Source organism: Alloacidobacterium sp. (assembly GCF_035631355.1).
Taxonomy (GTDB): domain Bacteria; phylum Acidobacteriota; class Terriglobia; order Terriglobales; family Acidobacteriaceae; genus Alloacidobacterium.
This window is the reverse complement of the sequence record NZ_DASQIX010000084.1, coordinates 43,078-63,169: the sequence shown is the minus strand read 5'-3', so window position 1 is coordinate 63,169 and position 20,092 is coordinate 43,078. Positions and strand designations below refer to the sequence as shown.

The 20,092-nt window shown below is 56.2% G+C and carries 20 protein-coding genes; 5 read left to right on the top strand and 15 right to left on the bottom strand.

From position 1 onward, the window contains the following. Positions 1–10: 10 nt before the first annotated feature. Both VEV40_RS15595 and VEV40_RS15590 read left to right on the top strand, forming a co-directional pair. Complete coding sequence (locus VEV40_RS15595) at positions 11–565, top strand: MarR family winged helix-turn-helix transcriptional regulator (RefSeq protein WP_324833646.1); 555 nt, start codon at positions 11–13, stop codon at positions 563–565. After that, positions 562–2,235 carry a chloride channel protein gene (locus VEV40_RS15590; protein ID WP_324833645.1) on the top strand — a complete coding sequence of 558 codons (1,674 nt, stop codon included), beginning with the start codon at positions 562–564 and terminating at the stop codon, positions 2,233–2,235. Before VEV40_RS15595 ends, VEV40_RS15590 begins: the two co-directional genes overlap by 4 nt. Here the strand turns inward: VEV40_RS15590 and VEV40_RS15585 are convergent. Next, complete coding sequence (locus tag VEV40_RS15585) at positions 2,232–2,486, bottom strand: glutaredoxin family protein (RefSeq protein WP_324833643.1); 255 nt, start codon at positions 2,484–2,486, stop codon at positions 2,232–2,234. The two genes, VEV40_RS15590 and VEV40_RS15585, sit on opposite strands and share 4 nt — an antisense overlap. A 367-nt stretch (positions 2,487–2,853) precedes the next feature. Here VEV40_RS15585 and VEV40_RS15580 point away from each other — a divergent pair, with 367 nt between their 5' ends. After that, positions 2,854–3,678: a DoxX family protein gene (locus tag VEV40_RS15580; protein WP_324833641.1), complete on the top strand. Its 825-nt coding sequence runs from the start codon at positions 2,854–2,856 to the stop codon at positions 3,676–3,678. A 300-nt stretch (positions 3,679–3,978) separates the two neighbouring features. Continuing rightward, positions 3,979–4,158 (top strand): hypothetical protein, encoded by a 180-nt coding sequence (locus VEV40_RS15575; protein WP_324833639.1) that lies wholly within the window; start codon positions 3,979–3,981, stop codon positions 4,156–4,158. Positions 4,159–4,290: 132 nt separating this feature from the next. Here the strand turns inward: VEV40_RS15575 and VEV40_RS15570 are convergent, their stop codons facing one another. The 3 genes from VEV40_RS15570 to VEV40_RS15560 form a co-directional block, all read right to left on the bottom strand. Then, positions 4,291–7,728 (bottom strand): TonB-dependent receptor, encoded by a 3,438-nt coding sequence (locus VEV40_RS15570; RefSeq protein ID WP_324833637.1) that lies wholly within the window; start codon positions 7,726–7,728, stop codon positions 4,291–4,293. 281 nt (positions 7,729–8,009) lie between these two features. Further along, positions 8,010–8,714, bottom strand: coding sequence for an orotidine-5'-phosphate decarboxylase (pyrF, locus tag VEV40_RS15565; protein ID WP_324833636.1), 705 nt, complete (start codon positions 8,712–8,714; stop codon positions 8,010–8,012). 31 nt (positions 8,715–8,745) lie between these two features. Next, on the bottom strand, positions 8,746–9,288 hold the full coding sequence (locus VEV40_RS15560) for a septal ring lytic transglycosylase RlpA family protein (protein WP_324833634.1): 543 nt from the start codon (positions 9,286–9,288) through the stop codon (positions 8,746–8,748). Between the two features lie 189 nt (positions 9,289–9,477). Here VEV40_RS15560 and thiD point away from each other — a divergent pair, with 189 nt between their 5' ends. Further along, complete coding sequence (gene thiD, locus VEV40_RS15555) at positions 9,478–10,311, top strand: bifunctional hydroxymethylpyrimidine kinase/phosphomethylpyrimidine kinase (protein ID WP_324833632.1); 834 nt, start codon at positions 9,478–9,480, stop codon at positions 10,309–10,311. 210 nt (positions 10,312–10,521) lie between these two features. Here thiD and VEV40_RS15550 read toward each other — a convergent pair whose 3' ends face one another. The 11 genes from VEV40_RS15550 to VEV40_RS15500 form a co-directional block, all read right to left on the bottom strand. Next, a complete protein-coding gene (locus VEV40_RS15550) occupies positions 10,522–11,841 on the bottom strand; it encodes a Gfo/Idh/MocA family oxidoreductase (RefSeq protein WP_324833630.1) in 1,320 nt (439 codons plus the stop codon). A 217-nt stretch (positions 11,842–12,058) separates the two neighbouring features. After that, positions 12,059–12,409 carry a hypothetical protein gene (locus VEV40_RS15545; RefSeq protein ID WP_324833628.1) on the bottom strand — a complete coding sequence of 117 codons (351 nt, stop codon included), beginning with the start codon at positions 12,407–12,409 and terminating at the stop codon, positions 12,059–12,061. 9 nt (positions 12,410–12,418) lie between these two features. Further along, positions 12,419–12,967, bottom strand: a complete 549-nt coding sequence (locus VEV40_RS15540; RefSeq protein ID WP_324833626.1) for a DUF420 domain-containing protein — start codon at positions 12,965–12,967, stop codon at positions 12,419–12,421. Between the two features lie 92 nt (positions 12,968–13,059). Beyond that, the gene (locus VEV40_RS15535) at positions 13,060–13,890 is read right to left on the bottom strand and encodes an ABC transporter permease (protein ID WP_324833625.1); all 831 of its coding nucleotides are present in this window, start codon (positions 13,888–13,890) and stop codon (positions 13,060–13,062) included. Between the two features lie 2 nt (positions 13,891–13,892). After that, complete coding sequence (locus tag VEV40_RS15530) at positions 13,893–14,903, bottom strand: ABC transporter ATP-binding protein (protein WP_324833623.1); 1,011 nt, start codon at positions 14,901–14,903, stop codon at positions 13,893–13,895. Positions 14,904–15,027: 124 nt separating this feature from the next. Continuing rightward, a complete protein-coding gene (gene cyoE / locus VEV40_RS15525) occupies positions 15,028–16,020 on the bottom strand; it encodes a heme o synthase (RefSeq protein WP_324833622.1) in 993 nt (330 codons plus the stop codon). A 113-nt stretch (positions 16,021–16,133) separates the two neighbouring features. Beyond that, positions 16,134–17,228: an AI-2E family transporter gene (locus VEV40_RS15520; RefSeq protein WP_324833620.1), complete on the bottom strand. Its 1,095-nt coding sequence runs from the start codon at positions 17,226–17,228 to the stop codon at positions 16,134–16,136. Next, on the bottom strand, positions 17,225–17,788 hold the full coding sequence (locus VEV40_RS15515; RefSeq protein ID WP_324833619.1) for a shikimate kinase: 564 nt from the start codon (positions 17,786–17,788) through the stop codon (positions 17,225–17,227). The genes VEV40_RS15520 and VEV40_RS15515 overlap by 4 nt, the downstream gene beginning before the upstream one ends. Before the next feature lie 37 nt (positions 17,789–17,825). Further along, complete coding sequence (locus VEV40_RS15510) at positions 17,826–18,104, bottom strand: hypothetical protein (protein WP_324833617.1); 279 nt, start codon at positions 18,102–18,104, stop codon at positions 17,826–17,828. Next, entirely contained in the window at positions 18,101–18,694 is a 594-nt protein-coding gene (locus tag VEV40_RS15505) for an RNA polymerase sigma factor (RefSeq protein WP_324833616.1), read from the bottom strand. Before VEV40_RS15505 ends, VEV40_RS15510 begins: the two co-directional genes overlap by 4 nt. Positions 18,695–18,919: 225 nt before the next feature. Further along, complete coding sequence (locus VEV40_RS15500; RefSeq protein WP_324833614.1) at positions 18,920–19,945, bottom strand: ThiF family adenylyltransferase; 1,026 nt, start codon at positions 19,943–19,945, stop codon at positions 18,920–18,922. Positions 19,946–20,092 lie beyond the last annotated feature (147 nt).

The window sequence follows — 20,092 nt, the reverse complement described above, 5'->3', positions numbered from 1 at the left end:
CGATATATCTATGGATTTAGTCTCGACCTCGCAAACGGACCAGACACGCGCCGCAAGGACTGCTGCCATCGTTACCCCGGAAAGAAAGCGCCGCGTGGAGCGGAAAGCGGCCACGCCGACCGGCGCGACGATCAGCGTTGAACAGTTCCGCAAGCTGGCGGAATTCCGTTTTCAGCTTCGTAAATTTCTTCAATTCAGCCATGCTATTGCTGAGCACTGCGGGCTTCGCCACCAGCAATACCAGTTGCTGCAGTGTGTCTATGGAATGCCGTGCGAGCTTGACCCGACTATCGCCAACGTGGCCGCGCGCATGCTGCTGAAGCACAATAGCGCGGTGGAACTGGTGGATCGCACCATCGAGCAGGGTCTGCTGCGCCGCAGCCCTGACCCGACCGACCATCGCCGCATTCTGTTGCGGGTCACGGCGCTCGGCGAACGTCTTCTGGCCTCTCTGGCCGGTTACCATATGCAGGAGCTGGACCAGGCAGGGCCGGAGCTGATTCGATCATTACGGCGCGTTTTAAACATCAAGCCGTCAGGAAAGCAAGAAACGACTGAACAATGAGCAAGAGCACACATTCCGCCTCCGGGCATGCGCAGTTTTATTCCAATCTGCGCGATTTTAACGCCGACCCGCGCATGTTGCAGTTAAGCGCGTTGGCGGTGGTCATCGGCGCTTCCGGCGCCGCTCTGGCCTACATATTGCTGCACCTGATTTACGCGGCGACCAACATTTTTTATTTTCACCGGCTGAGCTGGCAGTTTATTTCGCCGTCGGTTAATCATCTGCACTGGCTGGCAGTGTTTGTTCCTATTGTCGGCGGCCTCATGATCGGCGTCATGGCCCGTTTCGGCACGGACAAAATCCGTGGCCATGGCATTCCCGAAGCGCTTGAAGCTATTCTGATGAATGGCGCTAAAGTCGATGGCAAAGTAGCCATCTACAAGCCGCTGTCCGCGGCCATTGCCATCGGCTCCGGCGGACCGTTCGGCGCGGAAGGTCCGATCATTATGACGGCCGGCTCGGTCGGTTCTCTCTTCGCCCAGATGTTCAAGCTCAGCGACGCGGAGCGCACCACGCTCCTCGTGGCAGGCGCTGCTGCCGGCATGACGGGCGTCTTCTCGACCCCGCTTGCCGCCACGCTGCTCGCGGTCGAACTGCTGCTCTTTGAGTGGCGTCCGCGCAGCCTTGTTCCCGTTGCCATCGCGGCAACAACGGCGGGCGTGCTGCGTCACCATCTGCTCGGCAACGGCCCGCTCTTTCCTATGGCGCAGATTGCGCCGGTGATCGAGCCACGCACTGTATTGGCCGCTCTGTTTCTGGGGGTTGTCGCCGGAATTGTCGCGCTGCTATTGAGCCGCGCCGTTTATGCCAGCGAAGACCTCTTTGAAGAGCGTCTTCCCATCCACTGGATGTGGTGGCCGGCCATCGGGGGCATTGTTGTCGGCATCGGTGGCCTAATCTTTCCCCGCGCCCTCGGTACCGGGTACGACGTTATCGACTCGCTGATCAACGGCAACACAACCTGGCAGCTTATAGCCGGGGTGCTCATCATCAAGAGCATCATCTGGGCCTTCTCTCTGGGCTCCGGAACGTCGGGCGGCATTCTTGCCCCGCTGCTCATGATCGGTGGAGCGCTGGGTGCCCTGGTCGGTTTTGGGTTGCCCGCTGTGCAGACTGGCGCATGGCCGCTGGTCGGCATGGCTGCCGTTCTGTCCGGAGCCATTGGATGCCCACTTACCGCAGCCGTCCTTTGCATGGAGTTGACCCACAACTACGCGCTCATGTTGCCATTGCTGGCGGCGACTGTAGCCTCGCACGCATTTACCGTCCTGTTTCAGAAGCGGTCGATTCTTACCGAGCGTCTCAGCCGTCGCGGCTACCATCTGAGCCGCGAATACGGCGTTGATCCGCTCGAGACCGTCACCGTCGCCCAGGTCATGCGCACTGACGCAGCATCTCTGGCGGCAGTTCCCGCCGGAGCTAGGGGTGCCTATCCCGGCGAAACGTTGCGTACCGTAGCCGAGCGCATGGCGCACGCACACATGACGGAGATGCCAGTCATTGAGTCGGGTACAGGCAAGCTGCTGGCTGTCATCGGTCTTGAAGACATGCTGCACGCTCGCGCACGCTCATACATTCGCGAAAACAAACAGGAGCGTGTGCGCAGGCTGCCTCTGTTCTTTGCACGGTCGCGGGCGAAGAGCGCAGTGGATTATGAATCTGTTTCTTAGATAGCGACGCCGAACAGGTTGCTCATCTCTTCGTAAAGAAAGCCGTACCCTGGGCGGTATGGCTGAACCCACCTGCCATCGACCACAAACTGGGGGATAGCGCGTTTGCCTACGTTCTGAAGCACGTCATCCGCCGCGCCTGGAGTGGTCTCGATATCGATCTCGGTATAAGGGATATGGTGTTTGTCAAGAAAGCGTTTGGCCTCGCGACAGGTGTGACACCATCGCGCAGTGTAGAGCAGAACCGGCATGTGCACATCATACCGGGCCACTAATACGTTTGACAGCCCGGGATTGGTCTCGCGCGCAAACCTTACCTCCCATCCGGAAACAACATTGATCGTCGTCTCCCTCTGAATCCTTCGACTGCCGCGCCCTGCAGCATTGGAGGTCCGCTGACTACATGCGTGCGGTCCAAGCGATTGCCGGTTAGGCCGGCTGGATCGGCGCAAGCAACTGTCCCGCGGCGCCGCCTGAAAAGATATGTAGCGGTCCTTTCGGCGTCGCAGCTTCACGACCGGAGGAGTGGATGTGCCGAGGCGGCTGAATAAAGCAATCTTTTCGGAACAGCGAATCTTCGCTGAAGGAACTACTCAGGCACGCTATACTCAGGCCGCCATGAAGCAAACGATACTGCAGCCGCTGAAACAAGAAGGTCTGACCACATCGATCCAGCAGCCAGCCATGACCTTCTTCGCCGCCGGAATGATCGGCCTCGGTGTCCTTGCCCTGACTTTCGGCGATTTCGCGCTCGTCTGGCAGCCTGTGGCAGCGTGGGTGCCCGGTCGAACCGCTCTCGCCTACGTTTCCGGCGTTTTGATGCTGGCGACCGGCATAGGGCTGCTCTTCCGCGCAACTGTGGCGTGGTCGGTTCGCATTCTGTTTCCGTATCTCATTCTCTGGTCTTTGCTGAAAATCCCGGCCCTGTTTGTGGCCCCGCAAATCGAAGGCGTCTGGCTCGGGTTTGGAGAACTGGCTGTGCTCCTTTCCGGCGGGTGGGTCCTGTTCGCCCGCCTGTCAGAACTGAAAGCAGGATCGAAGCTGGCCTCCATTTCCGGCGATAAAGGCGTCCGCATCGCAAAATACTTCTTTGCCATCTGGGTCATTCCGATTGGCCTTTCGCATTTCATCTATCTCAAGGAGACCGCGAACTTCGTCCCGGCGTGGCTCCCATTCCGCACAGGCTGGGCCTGTCTGACCGGCGCAGGACACATCGCCTGCGGGCTCGCCGTGCTCTTCTCCGTCATCCCGCGCGTCGCAGCCATGTTGGAAGCAGCCATGATCGGCGCTTTTACACTTCTCGTCTGGGGCCCGGCCATCATAGCCAAACCCCGAGACAGGTTTGCATGGACTGCTTTTTTCATCTCCTGGGCAATTGGGTCCGCTGCATGGGTTGTAGCCAGCAACATCGCAACGAAGAGATCCGTCCTAATGGACGAATGAAAAACCTTAGCTATCCACCCTTTTCTTTAGGCCCGGTCAGGTTGCGCGATGTTGTAAAATAACTGAAGCGAGTCCGACGTTCTTTCACGCTGCTTAGAGCAGGGTTGAAATGGGTTTCCGGTAGAAGTATCGGCCTTCAGGCCGGTGAAAGTGGGTCGCAAATTAAGGGGCTTTACCCCCGGCCTATCAACCGCCTGAATAAACCTCGATCAAAGAAGTCTGGACGCCCAAGCTTTGTTGGCGAGCTTCCTGAAAGCCCCGAGACACAAGCAACGTTATTGAAGAGGAGACAGAGTTTCCATGGCTAAGATCGCCAAGACAGCAGACCGCAAGAAGGTAATGGACACGTCCAAGAGCACCGATTGTCCCAGGTGCAGCAAGCCCACCCGCATCGTCAAGCGGGTCAAGGACCGCGAGCGCGGTATTCCGGGCGGCGTGTACATCTCCTGCTCCGCCTGCGATTTCTACGAAAAGCTGTAAGCAACAACTCAACAAGAATCTAGCGGGTGCCCCATGTTAGCGAAGCTAACGTGGGGTTTTTCTTTGTCCGGAGATTGATAAAAAAGAAGAGGGTCCGAAGGCCCTCTTCTTTTATGCGAACTAACCTTCAGGTTAGAACTTCACCGCCAGTGAGAACTGTCCGAAGCGACGTTCGTCGTTCGCGCCACCGTTGTTGCCGATGCCGCCCTTGGACGCGGTGATGTCTCCACCAGTCGCCGCGATGTCGTTGAAGCCTTCCTGGATGTATAGGTTGTGATGGTTGAAGACATCGAACCCTTCCGCACGGAACACCAGGTTAAAGCGTTCTGTGATCGGGAAGGTCTTTTGCACCGCCGCATCCAGATTCCATGCGCCAGGCCCACGGAACGAATTGCGTGCCGTCATGTCAGCTGGCCACGGGCCCCAGTCGGAAGCTCCGAGAAGATTCGGGTTGCCCCATGAGTTTTGTGCCGGCAAGGAGCCGATGACATAGGCATTTGCGCCACCGCCGTCAACTCCACTCGGAATAGATGTGAACGAACGCTTCGGCACTACACCACCAGCCGGGGTATACCGCGCAATATTGTAACCGCTGAAGTTGTTCGTGCTGTCGTAGTAGGTAAACGGAGTTCCCGAGCGAACGGTGTAGATGCCCGTTGTCTGCCATCCACCAAGCGCATACCGCACCAGAGCGTTGCTGTGGGTGAGCAGGGGTGCTTGATAGATCGGAGCGATTACCAACCGTTGACGGAGGTCGAGATCGCCGTTGCCATGGTCGAGCGCTGGGTTGAATGGATCCGTGTACCCAAGGCTGAAGGCATTATTTGTTTCGGAGAATGTGGTGCTCAGATCGTCGGTCGCGTGACCAAAAGTGTAGTTGGCCACGAGGCCCAGACCGGTGCGATGGAAGTTTGTGGTCTGGAACTGCACGTTCAGAGCATGGTAGTACGAGTCACCGCTCGATCCGCGGTTGTTGATGTTCGAATACTGCGGATTGAGGCGGGTAAGGTTGCTTTTGCCACTTCCGTTAGGATCAAGCACCGGGTCACCCAGAGTGGCGTTGCCGCTGCCGACACCGTTGATGTTCTTGATGTCATACAGGTGCAGGCCGCGTGCACCGGCATACTGCAGGCCAATCACCGTACCGGCAGCCAGTTGGTGTTCTATAGCCAGGCTGTAGAACTGCGTCTGCGCAGTGCGGATGTTCTGGTCCACGTTGCGCAGGCTGGTCGGCGGCAGAGGCGCCGGCGGACCGGGTTGCCCCAGCGGACCGGAATTGGAACTCGTTACCTGAGTGTTGTTCGCGATGATAACGCCGTAGGCCGGCGGGTTCTGGATCACGTTGAATGTAACGTTGCCGAAGTTACGCTCATAGCTGATACCGTACCCACCGCGAATGGACGTCTTGCCGTTACCAAACAGGTCATATGCAAAGCCGATGCGAGGTGAGACTGTTCCCCATTGCGGATTCCAGAGCTTGTGAATGGGGCTGTTCGGAGTTGTGTACACCTGACCGGTGCGGATGTTCGCGGGCTCTAGTGTTCCATAGTAGAAGTTAGAGTCCAGATCCTCGTGGTTGTTGTGCTGGACGCCGTAGTACTCATAACGCACGCCGTAGTTAAAGGTGAACTGCGGCGTGATCTTGTAAGCATCCTGTGCGTAGACAGCCCAGTCGTGAAACCTGTTGCTGCGAGCGAACTGGGGCGCCGTGGCTGGAAGATTGATCGAGCAAGCTGGCGTTTGCGTCAATGCGCCGGTGTACTGGTTGCGAACGCAGGGCAGCGCTCCACCAGGATTCACCGCTGCCTGGAACTCAAACAGGTCTCCGGTAGCCAGGTTTTGTAAGCCCGAGTCCAGATTGTTGCCGAGTTGCTCGTTTGCCTGAGCATAGGCGCCATAGGCCTGGTTGCTCTGGATATAAAGAACCTGTCCTCCGTACTGCATGGAGTGCTTGCCTTTGGTCCAGTTCAGGTCCTGGTTCCACTGAATCGTGTTTTGCGGACCGCCGAAGGGAAGACCGCCGTTTGCCGGATTGAAGTCATAGAAACCGGGCAGTTGGATGAAGGTGTTGGTGTTCGGTACCTGCGCGTTCACGGAGACTACCAGCGTCGGCGTTTCTTGCAGTGCGGTGTCGTAGCTGAAGAACGTGTTAAACCGGCTGAAGCTCAGTTTGGTGGTCGTCAACAGACTTGGGCTGAAAACGTGCGATCCGCTGAAGAGGTAAGCCTGGTTGTCCAGAGTTTGTCCCACATTGTATTGCGAATACGGTGAGGCAAACTCGGAGCCTGGTTCATCCACCTCTTTGTAGTCGACAAAACGGAAGAACATCTGCGTCTTGTCACTCAGGCTGTAATCCACTCTGCCAACAATGTTGTAGGCGTTCTGCGGAAAACCGCCGCCGGCATTCGTCGGTGCGCTGTAAGCCACGGTGCCAAGTGCGGGTGTGTTCGCCGGAATGCTCGTCATGCCCAGGTAACTGGCTGAGTAGGTCTGCGAGAAGTTGAATGTCTTCCCACCGGCATACTTGCTGAAAAAGTCCTGGATGTTCGGAGCAGCCACGGCCAGAAAGTCAGGCGTCGGAACAGCAGCCGTAAGATTTGCAGCGCTGCGAACGCGAATCCATTCTGTGCTGCCAAAGAAGAAGAGCTTGTCTTTCAGGACAGGTCCGCCCACAGCAAAGCCGAACTGGTTGCGGGTATAGGTGCCCTTGGGAATGCCCGCCTGATCGTTGGTCTCGGTGTTTGAGGTGTAAGCAGAGAGCCGGTTGAACTCCCAGGCATTTCCGTGGAAGGCGTTCGATCCCGACTTCGTGGCTACGTTGACCACGCCGCCCGATGCGCGGCCGTACTGCGGCTCAAAGTTGCTGGTCGTTACGCGGAATTCGTTGACCGCATCGATCGGAACAACAATGCCGACCGAGTCGCCGAAAACGGACACATTTTCGACACCGTCTAATAGAATTTCGGTGCCGGTAGAGCGCTGTCCATTAATGTTGAAGTTAACGCCGCGCGTCGTCGCATTTTGCGTGTTTCCACCCATTTGCGAGTTGCCGCTGTTCGAGCTGTCCCCGTTTGAGATATTGCCGGACAAGGCAACAAAGTCATAAGGATTGCGAGTCAAGCTGGGCAGCTGCGAAACCTGTTGCTGGCTCACAACCTGTGACAGTTCTTGTGTTTGTGTGTTTACCTGTGTGCCGCCCTCACCCACAACTTCTACTGACGTTGTAGCGGTGCTCACACTCAATGTGGCGTCAACGGTGGCATGCCCACCAACCGTGACCTCCACCTTTGCGGTGTAGGGCTGAAAGCCCGGCGCGGTTACGTTCACTTCATACGTTCCGGTGCTCAAACCGGTCGCCGTGTATGCTCCATTCGCAGCCGAGTCGACGGTTCGCTTAACGTCGGTCTGCAAGCTGCGCAGCGTGACGCTAGCCCCCGCCACGACGGCGCCAGTCGAATCTGTGACCGTTCCTCCGACTGTGCCGGTATCGACCTGGGCGAAAGTAATACCGCAGACAATCAGCAGCATCACTGCCAGGCCCGCGAGTTTCTTAAGAATGTCTTTCATCATGCTCCCTCCCAACGGAAATGCTTTTTTGTTGGTTGTTCCAATAAAGGCATTTCAAGGGCCATTTGAAGGAGGTATTCGTGATTACCCAAATGTCATCATTTATAAGTAGTTAACAATTGTTAATTTATTAACCATATATGTAACAAAAAGAATGTGATCCATTTTTGGAAGCTAAAATCCGCAATTTGGAAGGGAATGGTGTAATTACAATCTGGTTAACTATTTATTAACTAATTAACACAGCAATTAAACAATTCACCAATGGTAAACAACCGTTCGTCTCATTTTACAAATGCAATTTCGCTGAGAATAGCTTCAGCTGCCAGAACCGGGTCTTTAGCCAGCGTTATAGGACGTCCCACAACCAGATAATCCGCCCCTGCCGATAATGCCGCTGCGGGAGTAGCCACACGCTTCTGATCTCCGACAGATGCCCCGACAGGCCGAATCCCCGGCGTCACGAGAATCGAGCCGGGAAGCTCATGGCGCATCTGTGCCGCCTCTTCCGGGCTGCAAACCAGTCCCTGAATTCCCGATTCGTGCGCTACTTTAGCCAGCCTGAGAGCCTGCTCGGCTGGCCTGGCAGCAATCCCCGTCGCGGCCAATTGCGCTGCATCCATGCTCGTTAGAACAGTGACCGCCAGCAAACGCGACGCCTGCGGCAACCCCGCAGCGGCCTCAGCCGCAGCCGCAAGCATGGCCGGACCGCCGCCTGCATGAACGGTCAGCAGGTCGGCTCCAAGTCCGGCAACAGAACGAACCGCCCCAGCTACCGTGTTTGGAATATCGTGCAATTTAAGGTCTAAAAAGACACCAAAATGGCGCTTTTTCAGCTCTAAAACGACGTGATTTCCTGCCGAAATATACAGCTCCAGGCCGACTTTAAACCAGCGGCAGCGCCCCTCAAGCTGATCCACAAGCGCGAGCGCCTGCGAGGCGTTGGGAAAGTCGAGGGCGACAATCAGCTTATCGGCAGCGCTAGACACACTTCGAGTAAGAACCATGTCAAAGAAGATTTTACGGCCTGGCTGCCGCGGGAGTCAGCGGATAGCTCAACTGGGCCAAATCGTTCTTTGTATTCACAAGATCCAGGCGCACAGGCGCCGTCCCCCTGCTGCTAAAACCAAGGAAGCGCGCGGCGGCGTAAGAAAGATCGACCACGCGGTTTTGCGGCATCGGGCCGCGATCATTCACGCGAACCACAATGGTCTTGTGGTTGCGGAGGTTCGTGACGCGCACCATCGAGCCAAGCGGGAGGCTGCGGTGGGCGCACGTAAGTTGATTCATATCAAAGTCTTCACCGCTCGCCGTCGGCTGTCCCTGGAGCTCTTCGCCATACCAGGATGCACGGCCAATCTGATACCAGTGGCGCCTTTTGCCAGCAATATCAGTATTTTTCCCGAGGTCATTGTCGGGAAGCGCGGACGGTTGCGGGTTATGAATGGTGGCCGGAACATCGGCCTTCATGCCGAAAAGCCCAAGCATGGCAGCCAGGACAAGCCCAGCATACGTCGAGAGCTTAGGAATCCGTCTGTTCGTATCGGTTACGATAGCGTTCATAGTCCTCCATGTACAAATTGTATGGAGCCAATAAGGCTAAGTCAAACCAATATCAGTATTTATCCTCAGTTTTCGCTTGCCAGAATGTAACATCTGTGGTAGCAAATTGACGCAGTTTGAACGTCCAATGACGAAGGCAGATTCGACGGTTAAGATGAAAACACGATGAACGAGGATGTGCAAGCTGAAATGCGAGCAGATGCCAAGTTTTCCGCCAGACCCATTGCGCTCACCATTGCCGGCTTTGACCCATCCTGTGGCGCAGGAATCACGGCCGATCTTAAAGTCTTTGCTGCCCATAATATATACGGAATAGCCTGCATCACTGCCTTAACTGTGCAATCGAGCATGGGAGTAAAACGGGTTGAGCCGGTTGCGCCGCAAACCGTCCGCGAAACCCTGGACGATCTGCTCGAAGACGTTCTTCCAAACGGGGTAAAGGTTGGCATGTTGGCGACAGCAGATGCGGTCAGCAAAACCGCCCAGTTTCTGGCCAAGTCTGGAATCGGGCGTCAGCGGATCGTCCTCGACCCCGTCATTCGATCCAGTTCGGGCAGGGAGTTGCTCAGCCCGGAAGGCGTGGCTGCTTTGCGTTCAGAATTGCTGCCTCTTGTTGGCTGGGTAACGCCGAATATTGAAGAGCTGGCCGTGCTGGCTGGTTCGCCAGCTTCAGTAAGAGAGGATGTACCCGACGCGGCAGCGCGTCTCCAATTCCTGACCAGCGAGGGTGGCAATCGTGACCTGCACATTGTAGCTACGGGAGGCCATCTCGACAGCGTAGACGATTTCCTCCTTACGCCCAATGGGAAGGGGCAGTGGGTCAAAGGCGAGCGAGTTGAAACTCAGTCCACTCACGGGACGGGTTGCGCTTTTTCATCGGCGCTGCTCTGTCAGCTGATTGCTGGACGAAGTCCCGAAAAGGCAGCTATGGAAGCTAAGGCCTACGTAAGCGCAGCTCTCAAAGCTGCCTACCCGGTGGGTCGAGGGACTGGTTCCATGCATCACCTCTTCCGATTAACGTGATCCATTTCAGTTGGCGCTGAATGCCCTTATAAAAAAACATGCTTCGGGAAAGATAGAAACAGGCAACACCTTTGGTGCTGCCGGTGAACGGTTGAGAGGGACATGCTTCTCTGGGCGGAATTTGGAATGTGGAAAAGTCTTGGTGCAGCATTGGAGATCGGCAACTGTAGTCCAGGAACAGCTTTATCGCCAAGCTTCGATGATCTATATTTAGATCTGGGGCTCCCAGCCTTTCTCATATTCGCGTGACCATCCCTTCATCGCTTCAGAATCGCCGAGAATCTTTCCATTCTTTGAATCCAGATTCAACTCGCGCTGCACCTTCCACGCGATATTGGAAAGCTGAAGCATGGTTACCGCTACATTCCCAACCGCAATCGGAGCATTCAGTTTTTCGCCCTTACGAATACCCGCGATGAAGTTCGCAAAATGGTCGTCGGTCATCGAGTCGCGGCCTGTGAGATCGGCGGAACTTGTCGCGCTGCCGGTCTTATACTCATCCGTCTTCCTGCCATGCAGGTCGTACACTTCATATCCATCGCGATCTACAAGCACAGTCCCGGACGTGCCCATGATCGTCGATCCGCGGTCGCGTCCGTAATACTTCATCCCCTGGCAGCACTTGCCCTCCCAGGTCAGTAGTTTGTCGTCGTATTCAAAGCTCGTGACCAGCGTGTCGTAGAACTGCCAGTCATCTTTGAACTGATATCGCCCGCCTGAAGCCGTCACGCGATTCGGATAATCCACGCCTAAGGCCCAGCGACAGACATCCACTTCATGTGTCCCATTGTTCAGTGTCTCGCCTGTGCCGTAGATCCAGAACCAGTGCCAGTTGTAAGGATGGAGGTTGTCCTTATATGGCCGTCGCGGAGCGGGGCCCTGCCACAGGTCCCAGTCGAGCGAAGCGGGGACCGGAATTTCTTTCCCCACACCAATGGATTTGCGCGTGTTGCTGTACCAGGCCTTCGCAAAGTACGGTCTGCCGATCAGCCCATCATGGATTTTGTTAACGATTTCGATCGTGTGCTTTGACGAGCGTTGTTGCGTGCCCATCTGGACCAGCTTTCTGTATTTCTGCTGTGCCTCCACCAGCAGTGCGCCTTCAGCCGGATTGTGACTGCACGGCTTCTCCACATAGACGTGCTTGCCCGCCTGCAGGCCCGCAATCGCAAGCGGGGTATGCCAATGGTCAGGCGTTGCGATGGTGATCGCGTCTAAATCTTTTGAGGCGAGCACTTTGCGGTAGTCCTTGTCAGTCGCTGGTGCATAGCCGAGTTCTTTTTGCGCGTTCCCGGCGAACTTCTCCAGAATGTTGCTGTCCACATCGCAGACATGAGAGATGCACGCCGCGTCCTTATTTGCTTTCAGCGATGACAAATGCGCGTAAGCGCGTCCATTCAGGCCAATCACTGCAAAATTAAGGCGCTCGTTCGATCCCAAAATTTGAGCGTAGCTCTTTGCCGTTGCGCCAATCGCCAAGCCCGCTGCTCCAACAGCTAGCGTGTCGAGAAACTCCCTTCTAGTGACCATCTCAGCTCCTTAGTTTTCCTGCGAATGCACTGCGGGCTGTCTTAAATACCGCTATGCGGGACGGCAGACATTCAGTAGTGAAATCAATATGTGACCCTAATGTACACGAGCATTGTGATGACGTGCATTTCTGCGACTGCACTCCACACGCTGGGTCGGGCATGCCTGACCTGGCCCAAGAAGAGCCACACGCCTATGCATGAGGCTTTCCCGACTATTATCGGTGACGCTTTATAGCGTCGGTATGCCCTGAGGACAGTGCCGTGCTTCTTTGAGACCTGAGTCGTAGCCACTTCGCTATTCCAAGCAGCGACAGCAACAGGCCAAAGGGCAGACACATGAGGGCGACGATGAGGGTTAGCCATCCGGAGTTGGTATGTGGGCCTTGCGGGCCGATGCCGCCGAAGGCAAACTGTGCGAGCGCGGCGGCAATTATGCCGGCGGTAAATGTTCCGAGGCCGGATTGCAGGAGTTGTCGAGTTCCGTCGCCTTGTCCAAGATGGGTCCGGGGCTCGGCGCTTTCTGACAACGGCTGATGCTCCGGCGATTGTTCGGTCACAAGCGACATGCTAATCCTTCAGCGCCATGCTGCCAGCATCGCATAAACTACAACGCCAGTGATAGAGACATACAGCCAGATCGGCAGCGTATAACGGGCAATTTTCTTGTGCTGTGGAAAGCGGCCCGAGAGCGAAAAGAAAAACGTAATCAGAATCAGCGGCAGCGCCACGGCTGACAGCAGTATATGGCTGATGAGCAGAGCGAGATAGGCTGTGCGGATGGGGCCGTGTCCGGCAAAGCGCATTTCTCCATGCAGAGCATGGTTGGTTGTATAGGTGATTAGAAAAAGCACGGAGAAGGCAAAGGCTGTGAGCATCGATGCACGATGCGCCGCGATGTTGCGCTTGCGAATGTAAGAAAAGCCAATGACTAGCGCAGCGGCGCTCATGGCGTTAAAGAGGGCGTTCAGCGTGGGCAGGAAGAGCAGACGCGAAGCATATTCCTGCGATGGCGGATGCACATAAATCAGCCAAAGCAGAAAGAGCGTGGCGGCAACGCTGATTCCGATGATGGTTGCGATGGGCGCGCGGCTTGTGGTCTCGGCTTGTGTTGTTTGTCCTTGCACTGGTGAAGCCCTATTTGGAGTGCGCTTCGCGCGGTCTATCGTTCACAAAAACAGATCCTTCGCTCCGCTCAGGATGACAACTTTGTAAAGAGTCATGCAGACGGTTTATTTGTCCGGTGGTTGACAATGGCCCAGGATGCGGCGAAGGTCAGCGCGCAGAAGGCGATGGTCACGGTCAGGTTGGTCGTCAGCGGGAAATCTGTCTGCTGCGCGGGAAAGAGCGCGTTACGCAGCGCGTCGGTCCCGTAAGTCAGCGGGTTGATCCGCATAAGCGTACGGAGCCAGCCAGAGGCGCCGCTTGCCGGAAAGATCGCGCCGGAGAGCATCCAGAGAGGCAGCAGGATCAGGTTCACGATCGCGTGGAATGCCTGCGGCGAGTCCATAGGCCAGGCAATGGCGAAGCCGAGTGCGGTGAGCTCGAAGCTGATCATGATGATAGCGGCGATGCTGACGCCGATAGCTTCGAGGTTAGGGTGCACACCTATCAACGGCGTGAAGACGAGAAAGACAATCCCCTGGATCGCGGCGAGGGTTGCGCCTCCCAGGACTTTGCCGAGCACGATGGACGAACGGCTGACGGGCGCGGCCATGACTGAGAGCAGAAAGCCTTCATTGCGGTCCTGAATCAGCGACATCATGCTGAAGATCGCGGTGAAGAGCACGATCATGACGACAGCGCCGGGAAAGAAATATCCCAGGTATTGATTGGAGCCTTCGCTTCCGGTGTGGAAGCTATGCGCGAAGCCGGAGCCGAGAACAAACCAGAACAGTATAGGAGAAGCGATAACGCCGACGACACGAGCTTTCTGGCGGTAGAAGCGGACGATCTCGCGCAGCCAGAGGGTGTAGGCGGGCGTCCAGATACCTACCTTCCTGGTTTGCTGAATGCGTGGCGCGGGAGCGGTTGCAACGATGGTGGCCATGGTTATATGCGCTCCTTTGCGGCTTCTTCCTGTTCTGTCCAGAAGCGGTGCCCGGTGCGCTGGATGAAGACATCTTCCAGGCTTGGTTTGGCGACAGATATGCTTTCGACCAGTCCGGGAAAAGCTTCGACGACATCGGTCACGAATTTGTGGCCTTGTTCACGTTCGAGGCGGACGGAGTGGCCGAGCACAGACGGCGAAATAATGAAGCGGTTGGCGATCTTTTGCGCAAGGTCTGCGGCATCGGCCTCGCTTGCAGTTTCAAACGTCACCACATCGCCACCGATTTCCGATTTCAATTCAAAGGGGGAGCCGAGCGCGACAAGTTTGCCTTCACTCAGGATAGCGAGTCGGTCGCAGTGTTCGGCCTCTTCCATTAAGTGCGTGGTCACGAGAACCGTAACGCCTTCATCGTCGCGCAACATGCGCAGGTATTGCCACACGTCGCGTCGCGCGCCGGGGTCGAGGCCGGTGGAAGGCTCGTCGAGCAGGAGGACTGAGGGGGAATGGATAAGGCCCTTGGCCAGTTCTACGCGGCGCTGCATTCCTCCAGACAGCGTTTCGACAGCATCTTTGGCGCGATCAAGCAGACCCACACGGGAGAGAACCTCGTTGATACGGCGTTTGAGATGTGTGCCTTTCAGTCCGTAAAGATGGCCCTGGTGCTTGAGATTTTCAGCGACCGTGAGCTTGATGTCGAGGCTGCGCGCCTGAAAGACAATGCCAATCTGCTGGCGAACTCTATTCGGTTCGCGAGCGGCGTCGAATCCCTGCAAGAAAGCATGGCCGCCGGTTGGCACCATCAATGTCGAAAGGATGCGAAATAGAGTGGTCTTGCCGCTGCCGTTGGGTCCTAGTAGGCCAAAGATTTCCGCCGGACGCACGTCGAAAGTGAGGTGGTCAAGGGCGAGGCGCGAGCCATAGTTATGCGAGAGCGCGTTGAGAGAGATGGGCGCGGGAACCTGAGGGTTGGCGAGAGATTGTATTTTCTCGAATTGTGTTGTTGTTGCCATGTTTAGTTTGTCGGACTTGGAAAAATCCTAACCGCAGGTCCCCTTCGGCTACGCTCACGGCAGGCTCTCTGCTCCGCCTTCGACTCCGGTCGGATGACAAAATTGGGAGCAGTACTCATACTTTTCACTTTCCCAGCGCATTCAGCATTAGGACTGTCAAAAGCACGGGCAGATAAATAACGCTCACTTTCAGCAGATCGCGCGCGTACATTTTCGATTCGACAATGCTGCGCGCGCGTGTGATGCGGGCGAACCGAATTGTGTATCCCAGATAGACGATACTGAGAATCGCTGCGGTCACACCATAGATCTTCCCGGCAAAGTGCAGATACACCGGCAGCAGGCTTACGGGAACCATGAGCACGGCATAGGTCAGGGCTTCGAGTACGGTAGACCAGCCGTCTGGCTGCACGACCGGCAGCATGCGGATTCCCGCTCGGCCATAGTCTTCTTTATAAAGCCACGCGATGGCCATGAAATGCGGGAACTGCCAGACGAAGAGAATCGCGAACAAGGCGACAGCAGGCCACTCGATTGCTCCGCGCACTGCGGTCCAGCCGAGTAGCGGAGGCATGGCGCCCGGAAACGCGCCAATGAAGGTTGCCAACGTTGTGTGGCGCTTGAGCGGCGTATAGATGGCCACATAGCTGAACGCAGTAATGAGCGTCAGTGCCCCTGTAAGGGGATTTGTTTCGTATGTGAGCCATAGGGAGCCAGAAATGATAGCTGCCATACCCAGCAGGACACCATGCGGCAGGCTGATACGTCCCGATGCCATGGGGCGCTGAGCGGTACGAATCATTCGTGCGTCGAGTTTGCGCTCCAAGGCCTCGTTTAAGGCTGCGGAACCGGCGGAGACCAGGCCGATGCCGACTAGGGCAGCGATGAGTCCCGGCTGGATGCTGCTGATGCCGCTGCGCATGGAGCCGAGATAAAAGCCGGCCCACGCAGTCATCACGACCAGCGCGGTAACGCGAAATTTAAATAGCTCCGCGTAATCGGCGATACGGGATGCGGTCTCGCCGGCGCGCAGATGTGGGTGTTCTGCAGTCACAGCCTCGCCGGGCGAGATGACCTGGTCTTCGATGACAGAAGATGCGGGGACGGCGGGCGTCATGAGGGTACGGCTCGGACGAAATCTAATTGTGCGCCTGGGGCCACTCCCCATGATAACAAGCGATGGGACCATTGAGTCGCAGCAACTGATTCCCGGAGAAAGTCTTTCAATTTTCAAGCTTGAACTTCGGTAACAGGATGAGGCGCTGAGATAATTGGCTCCGGCTGCACTGCATATTCATCCAGCAGAACAGTGACGAGAACGGCGGTCGGCACAGCGACCATTGCGCCAATGATGCCGTCGAAGGCCGCGCCTAAAAGCAGCGCGACGATGATGGCGATTCCGGGGAGATCGACGCTCGAGCGCATGATACGCGGTGTCAAAAATGAGGTTTCAACCTGTGCATAAATGGCGTAAAAGATGGCCACCCCAAGCACACGGGTCCATGAATCTATGGCGGCAACAAGGATTGCAAGCGAGACGGTAATGACCGCTCCCGCAATTGGAACGATATTAAACACGCCCATAAGCACACCGAGCGCATAGGCGTAGCGCACATGCAGCGCGAGGAAGACGATGGTGCTCGATAGGCCGAGAATCAACATCAGGCTGGCCTGGCCGAGCAGCCATTTGCCCATGCGCCTTTCGGCGCGCGCCAAGGCTACATCCAGCCGCTGCCGCATGTCCACAGGGAAGAAGCTTAAGACCCAATGGTAGGCAGCTTCACCTTCAAGCATGAAATAGATGGTGAGAACAATGCCGGCGACGACATAGAAGAGCTTAGTGGCCCAGTCGCGTATGGAGAGAAGCAGATAGGTGGCGAAATTCGTGGCAAAATCCTGCAATTTGGTGTTGAGCACGCTCACGTTGACACGCTGCATAAAAGGGACATGTCGAATGCGCGACAGCAGCTCAGGTCCGCGCGTCGGCAATTCGTTGAAAAACTCGCGCAGGTCACGCATCACTGGAGGCAGCGCGAAGACGAAAAACAACGTAGCAAAGCCCCCGACTGCGAGCAACAGAATAAGTATGGCAATCCCTCGACCAGGCTTCCAGCCGCCGATACGCAGCTTCATGATGCCGTTGACTACCGGCATTAATACGACGGCGAAGAGGGCGCTGACGTAGAGCAGCACCAGCACATCGCGCACAACCCATGCGAGATACAGCCCGAGGGCGAGTGCAAAAGTGAAGACTATGTCGCTACGCAGTGACCGGGTCTGCTTGATCGTTGTATCTGTTGGAACCGCGATGGGGGGTTCGCTCATGCCAAAGTATTTTCCTTAAGGAGAGCACTGACTGTCTTGAATATCTGATGCGATGTTTCTTCCGCCGTAAGCGAGGCTGTTTCAATGACAAGATGTGCTGCATAGTAGTAGGAAAGGCGGGACTCGAAGCGGCTGCGCAGGTGTTCGCGATTCTGCAGCACTGGACGGAGGGCGGCGCCGGGCTGCTGCTCACAGCGCGCGATCATGATTTCAAGCGGAGCGTGAAGAAATACGACGCATGTTTCCGGGTTTACGAACAGGGCCTCGCGAATGGAGGGTGTTTCGACGGCTCCCCCACCCAGTGCTAGAACCAGGCGGTCTTCGCGCACAAGATCATTAATGACCTGGGCTTCCAGGGCGCGGAAAGCAATTTCACCGTTGTGGCTGAAAATGTCAGCAATGGATTTACGCGCACTGTCCTCAATGACATTGTCTGCGTCGAGGAAGCGCCATTGCAACAGGCGCGCCAGCAGGGAGCCAACAGTGGATTTGCCGGCGCCCATGAATCCTACGAGCACAATGCGCGAAATGCAGGCCGGAAAATTCGGCTTCGTCTCCATGCGTTCTCTGCATTATAAGAACCGAAGCAGGTTAAGACTACGGCAGCTTGCCGGTATGCGCCCGGGTCTTGTGGTCCGTTTCATTGCGAATGGCTGACTGAATATTGTCCCAGACTGACGGGCTGGGGTCATGGATCGGTAGCAGAAGCTTGGCCTGCGCGGCGATGTATTCGAGATCGCGCACCAGGGCAGAGCAATTTTCGCAGCCGAGCACATGCTCATTGCGGCTAACATTCGCGCCCGACTCAAAGAGTTCGGGGAGACTTTCCTGAAATTCTGCGCAATTCATTGATTTCCTGTCGCGAGTGTTACTCATGCGACCGACTCCTCTTTCCGTTGTCCGGAGCGCAGGAGGTCGCGAAGCTTCATTCGCGCTTTGTGCAGTTGCGATTTACTGTTGCCGATGGAGCAGTTGAGCATGTCGGCGATTTCATTGTGTTCGTACCCTTCCACATCATGCAGTACGAAGACGAGCCGATAGCCAGGAGGCAGATTTTCCACTGCGCGTTCAAGCGCGACTCGGTCGAGAGAACCGGAGAGAACAAGGTCGCGTTCGCCAAGGTCTCTCCGAGGGCCATCTTCCTGGGAAGGCTCGAGTGCCTCCTCGAGCGATATCTGCGGCAGGCCTTTCTTGCGCAAGTGCATGAGCACCACGTTAACCGCGAGGCGATGCAACCATGTCGAAAACGCTGAGTCGCCGCGGAAGGTACCGATTTTGCGATGGAGCTGTAAAAAGGCTTCCTGCGTGAGGTCTTCGGCCTCCGCAACATTGCCGAGCATGCGCAGGCAGAGCGAATAGACGCGGCGTTTATGCAGCGAGTAGAGAATCTCAAACGATTCCCCATCGCCTGCCTGGGCCTGGGCGATGGCTTCTGCTTCTCCGGCAATCGGAGGATTTCTGCGCATGTGTCTTACTGGTGGTCTGGGTTCCGATCTGGGCTGCGTAGGTCCTGCGCTCATCCGCACTCCACCTGTCTTGAAAATTCCACGCTTTGCTTCTCCCGTCAATCCATAATTCGATTTGGTCTGAGCTGAATGCATAGGACACTGATCGGGATGGCATACGTTGCGAGTTGTAAATAGGAGGACAATCCAGCGCAAATGGTTGCCAGGCAGCAGCTTGTCCCTTAGTCAAGAGCCGATGAAGCGGGCATACAGGCTTCGGGCCTGAATGACATCTGTTGTCCCTTGAATCAGTGCCCGTCCGTCAGCGAAGACAGTGATGACATGAGCGCCGCGTTCAAAACGGAGCAAAAGATTATTGGACCGGACTTTGCCGTGCGACTTGAGTCTTGCCTCGAGTTCACCGAAGTCGACGGGGCGCTCGTGCTCATGGATCTGAACTGAGTTCCGGCCGCAGAGAGTGATGTGAGGGCGGCCTTCGCCGCGCAGGTGCGCGAAGTCACGCCGCTGGCAAACTTCACAGTCAGGCCGTGGACGGTTCGTTGACACCTCCGAGCGCTCGTTAGTCCATAGATCAAAAGACAGCAGGCTGCGGCGCAGCATGTCTTTTGATCCGGTGAGCAGTTTGAATCCTTCTGTCACTTCGATGGAAGCAGCGAGGTTGACTGCTGAATTGAGAATGCCGGCGGTGTCGCAGGTTTCGATTGTGCCGCTGGGCGGCTTGGGAAAGATGCATGCAAGGCATGCGGTTTCCCCGGGAAGGATGTTCATGGTGACAGCATAGGCACCAATGGCAGCGGCATATATCCAGGGTTTGCTTTGTTCAACCGCGTAGTCGTTGATCAGGTAGCGGGTCTCAAAATTGTCACTTGCGTCGAGCACAAGGTCTGCATCACGTAGCAACTGGTGGATATTTGCCGGAATCAAATCAGCGATGTGGGCATGGACACTGATCTCACTGTTAAAGAGAGCGATTTTCCGGCGGGCGGCCTCTGCTTTTGGGAGCGCCAGTTTTGCGTCTGTCTCGTCAAAGAGCACCTGGCGCTGAAGATTACTCTCCTCAACATAGTCGCGGTCGATGATGATCAGCGTACCGACTCCAGCGCGCGCGAGCAAAGATGCTACGGCAGCTCCGGTGGCCCCGCAGCCAACAATGCCAACATGCGCCGCTTCCAGTTTTCGCTGTCCCTCGGGCCCGATTCCGGGATACAAAATTTGACGGGAGTACCTCTCTGTTAACTGTGCGCTCGGCATTGGCTTGTTCTTTAGTATAGAGAATGGATGGAGCCTTCATTGGATGTTGGGGGTTCTTGGCGTGGACAGGGCTGGATTTCATTCTTTCGACGCATTTGAGGGGCCGATTGGATTCTCGCTGCAAATCCTGGACAAGCGCCTGTTGGC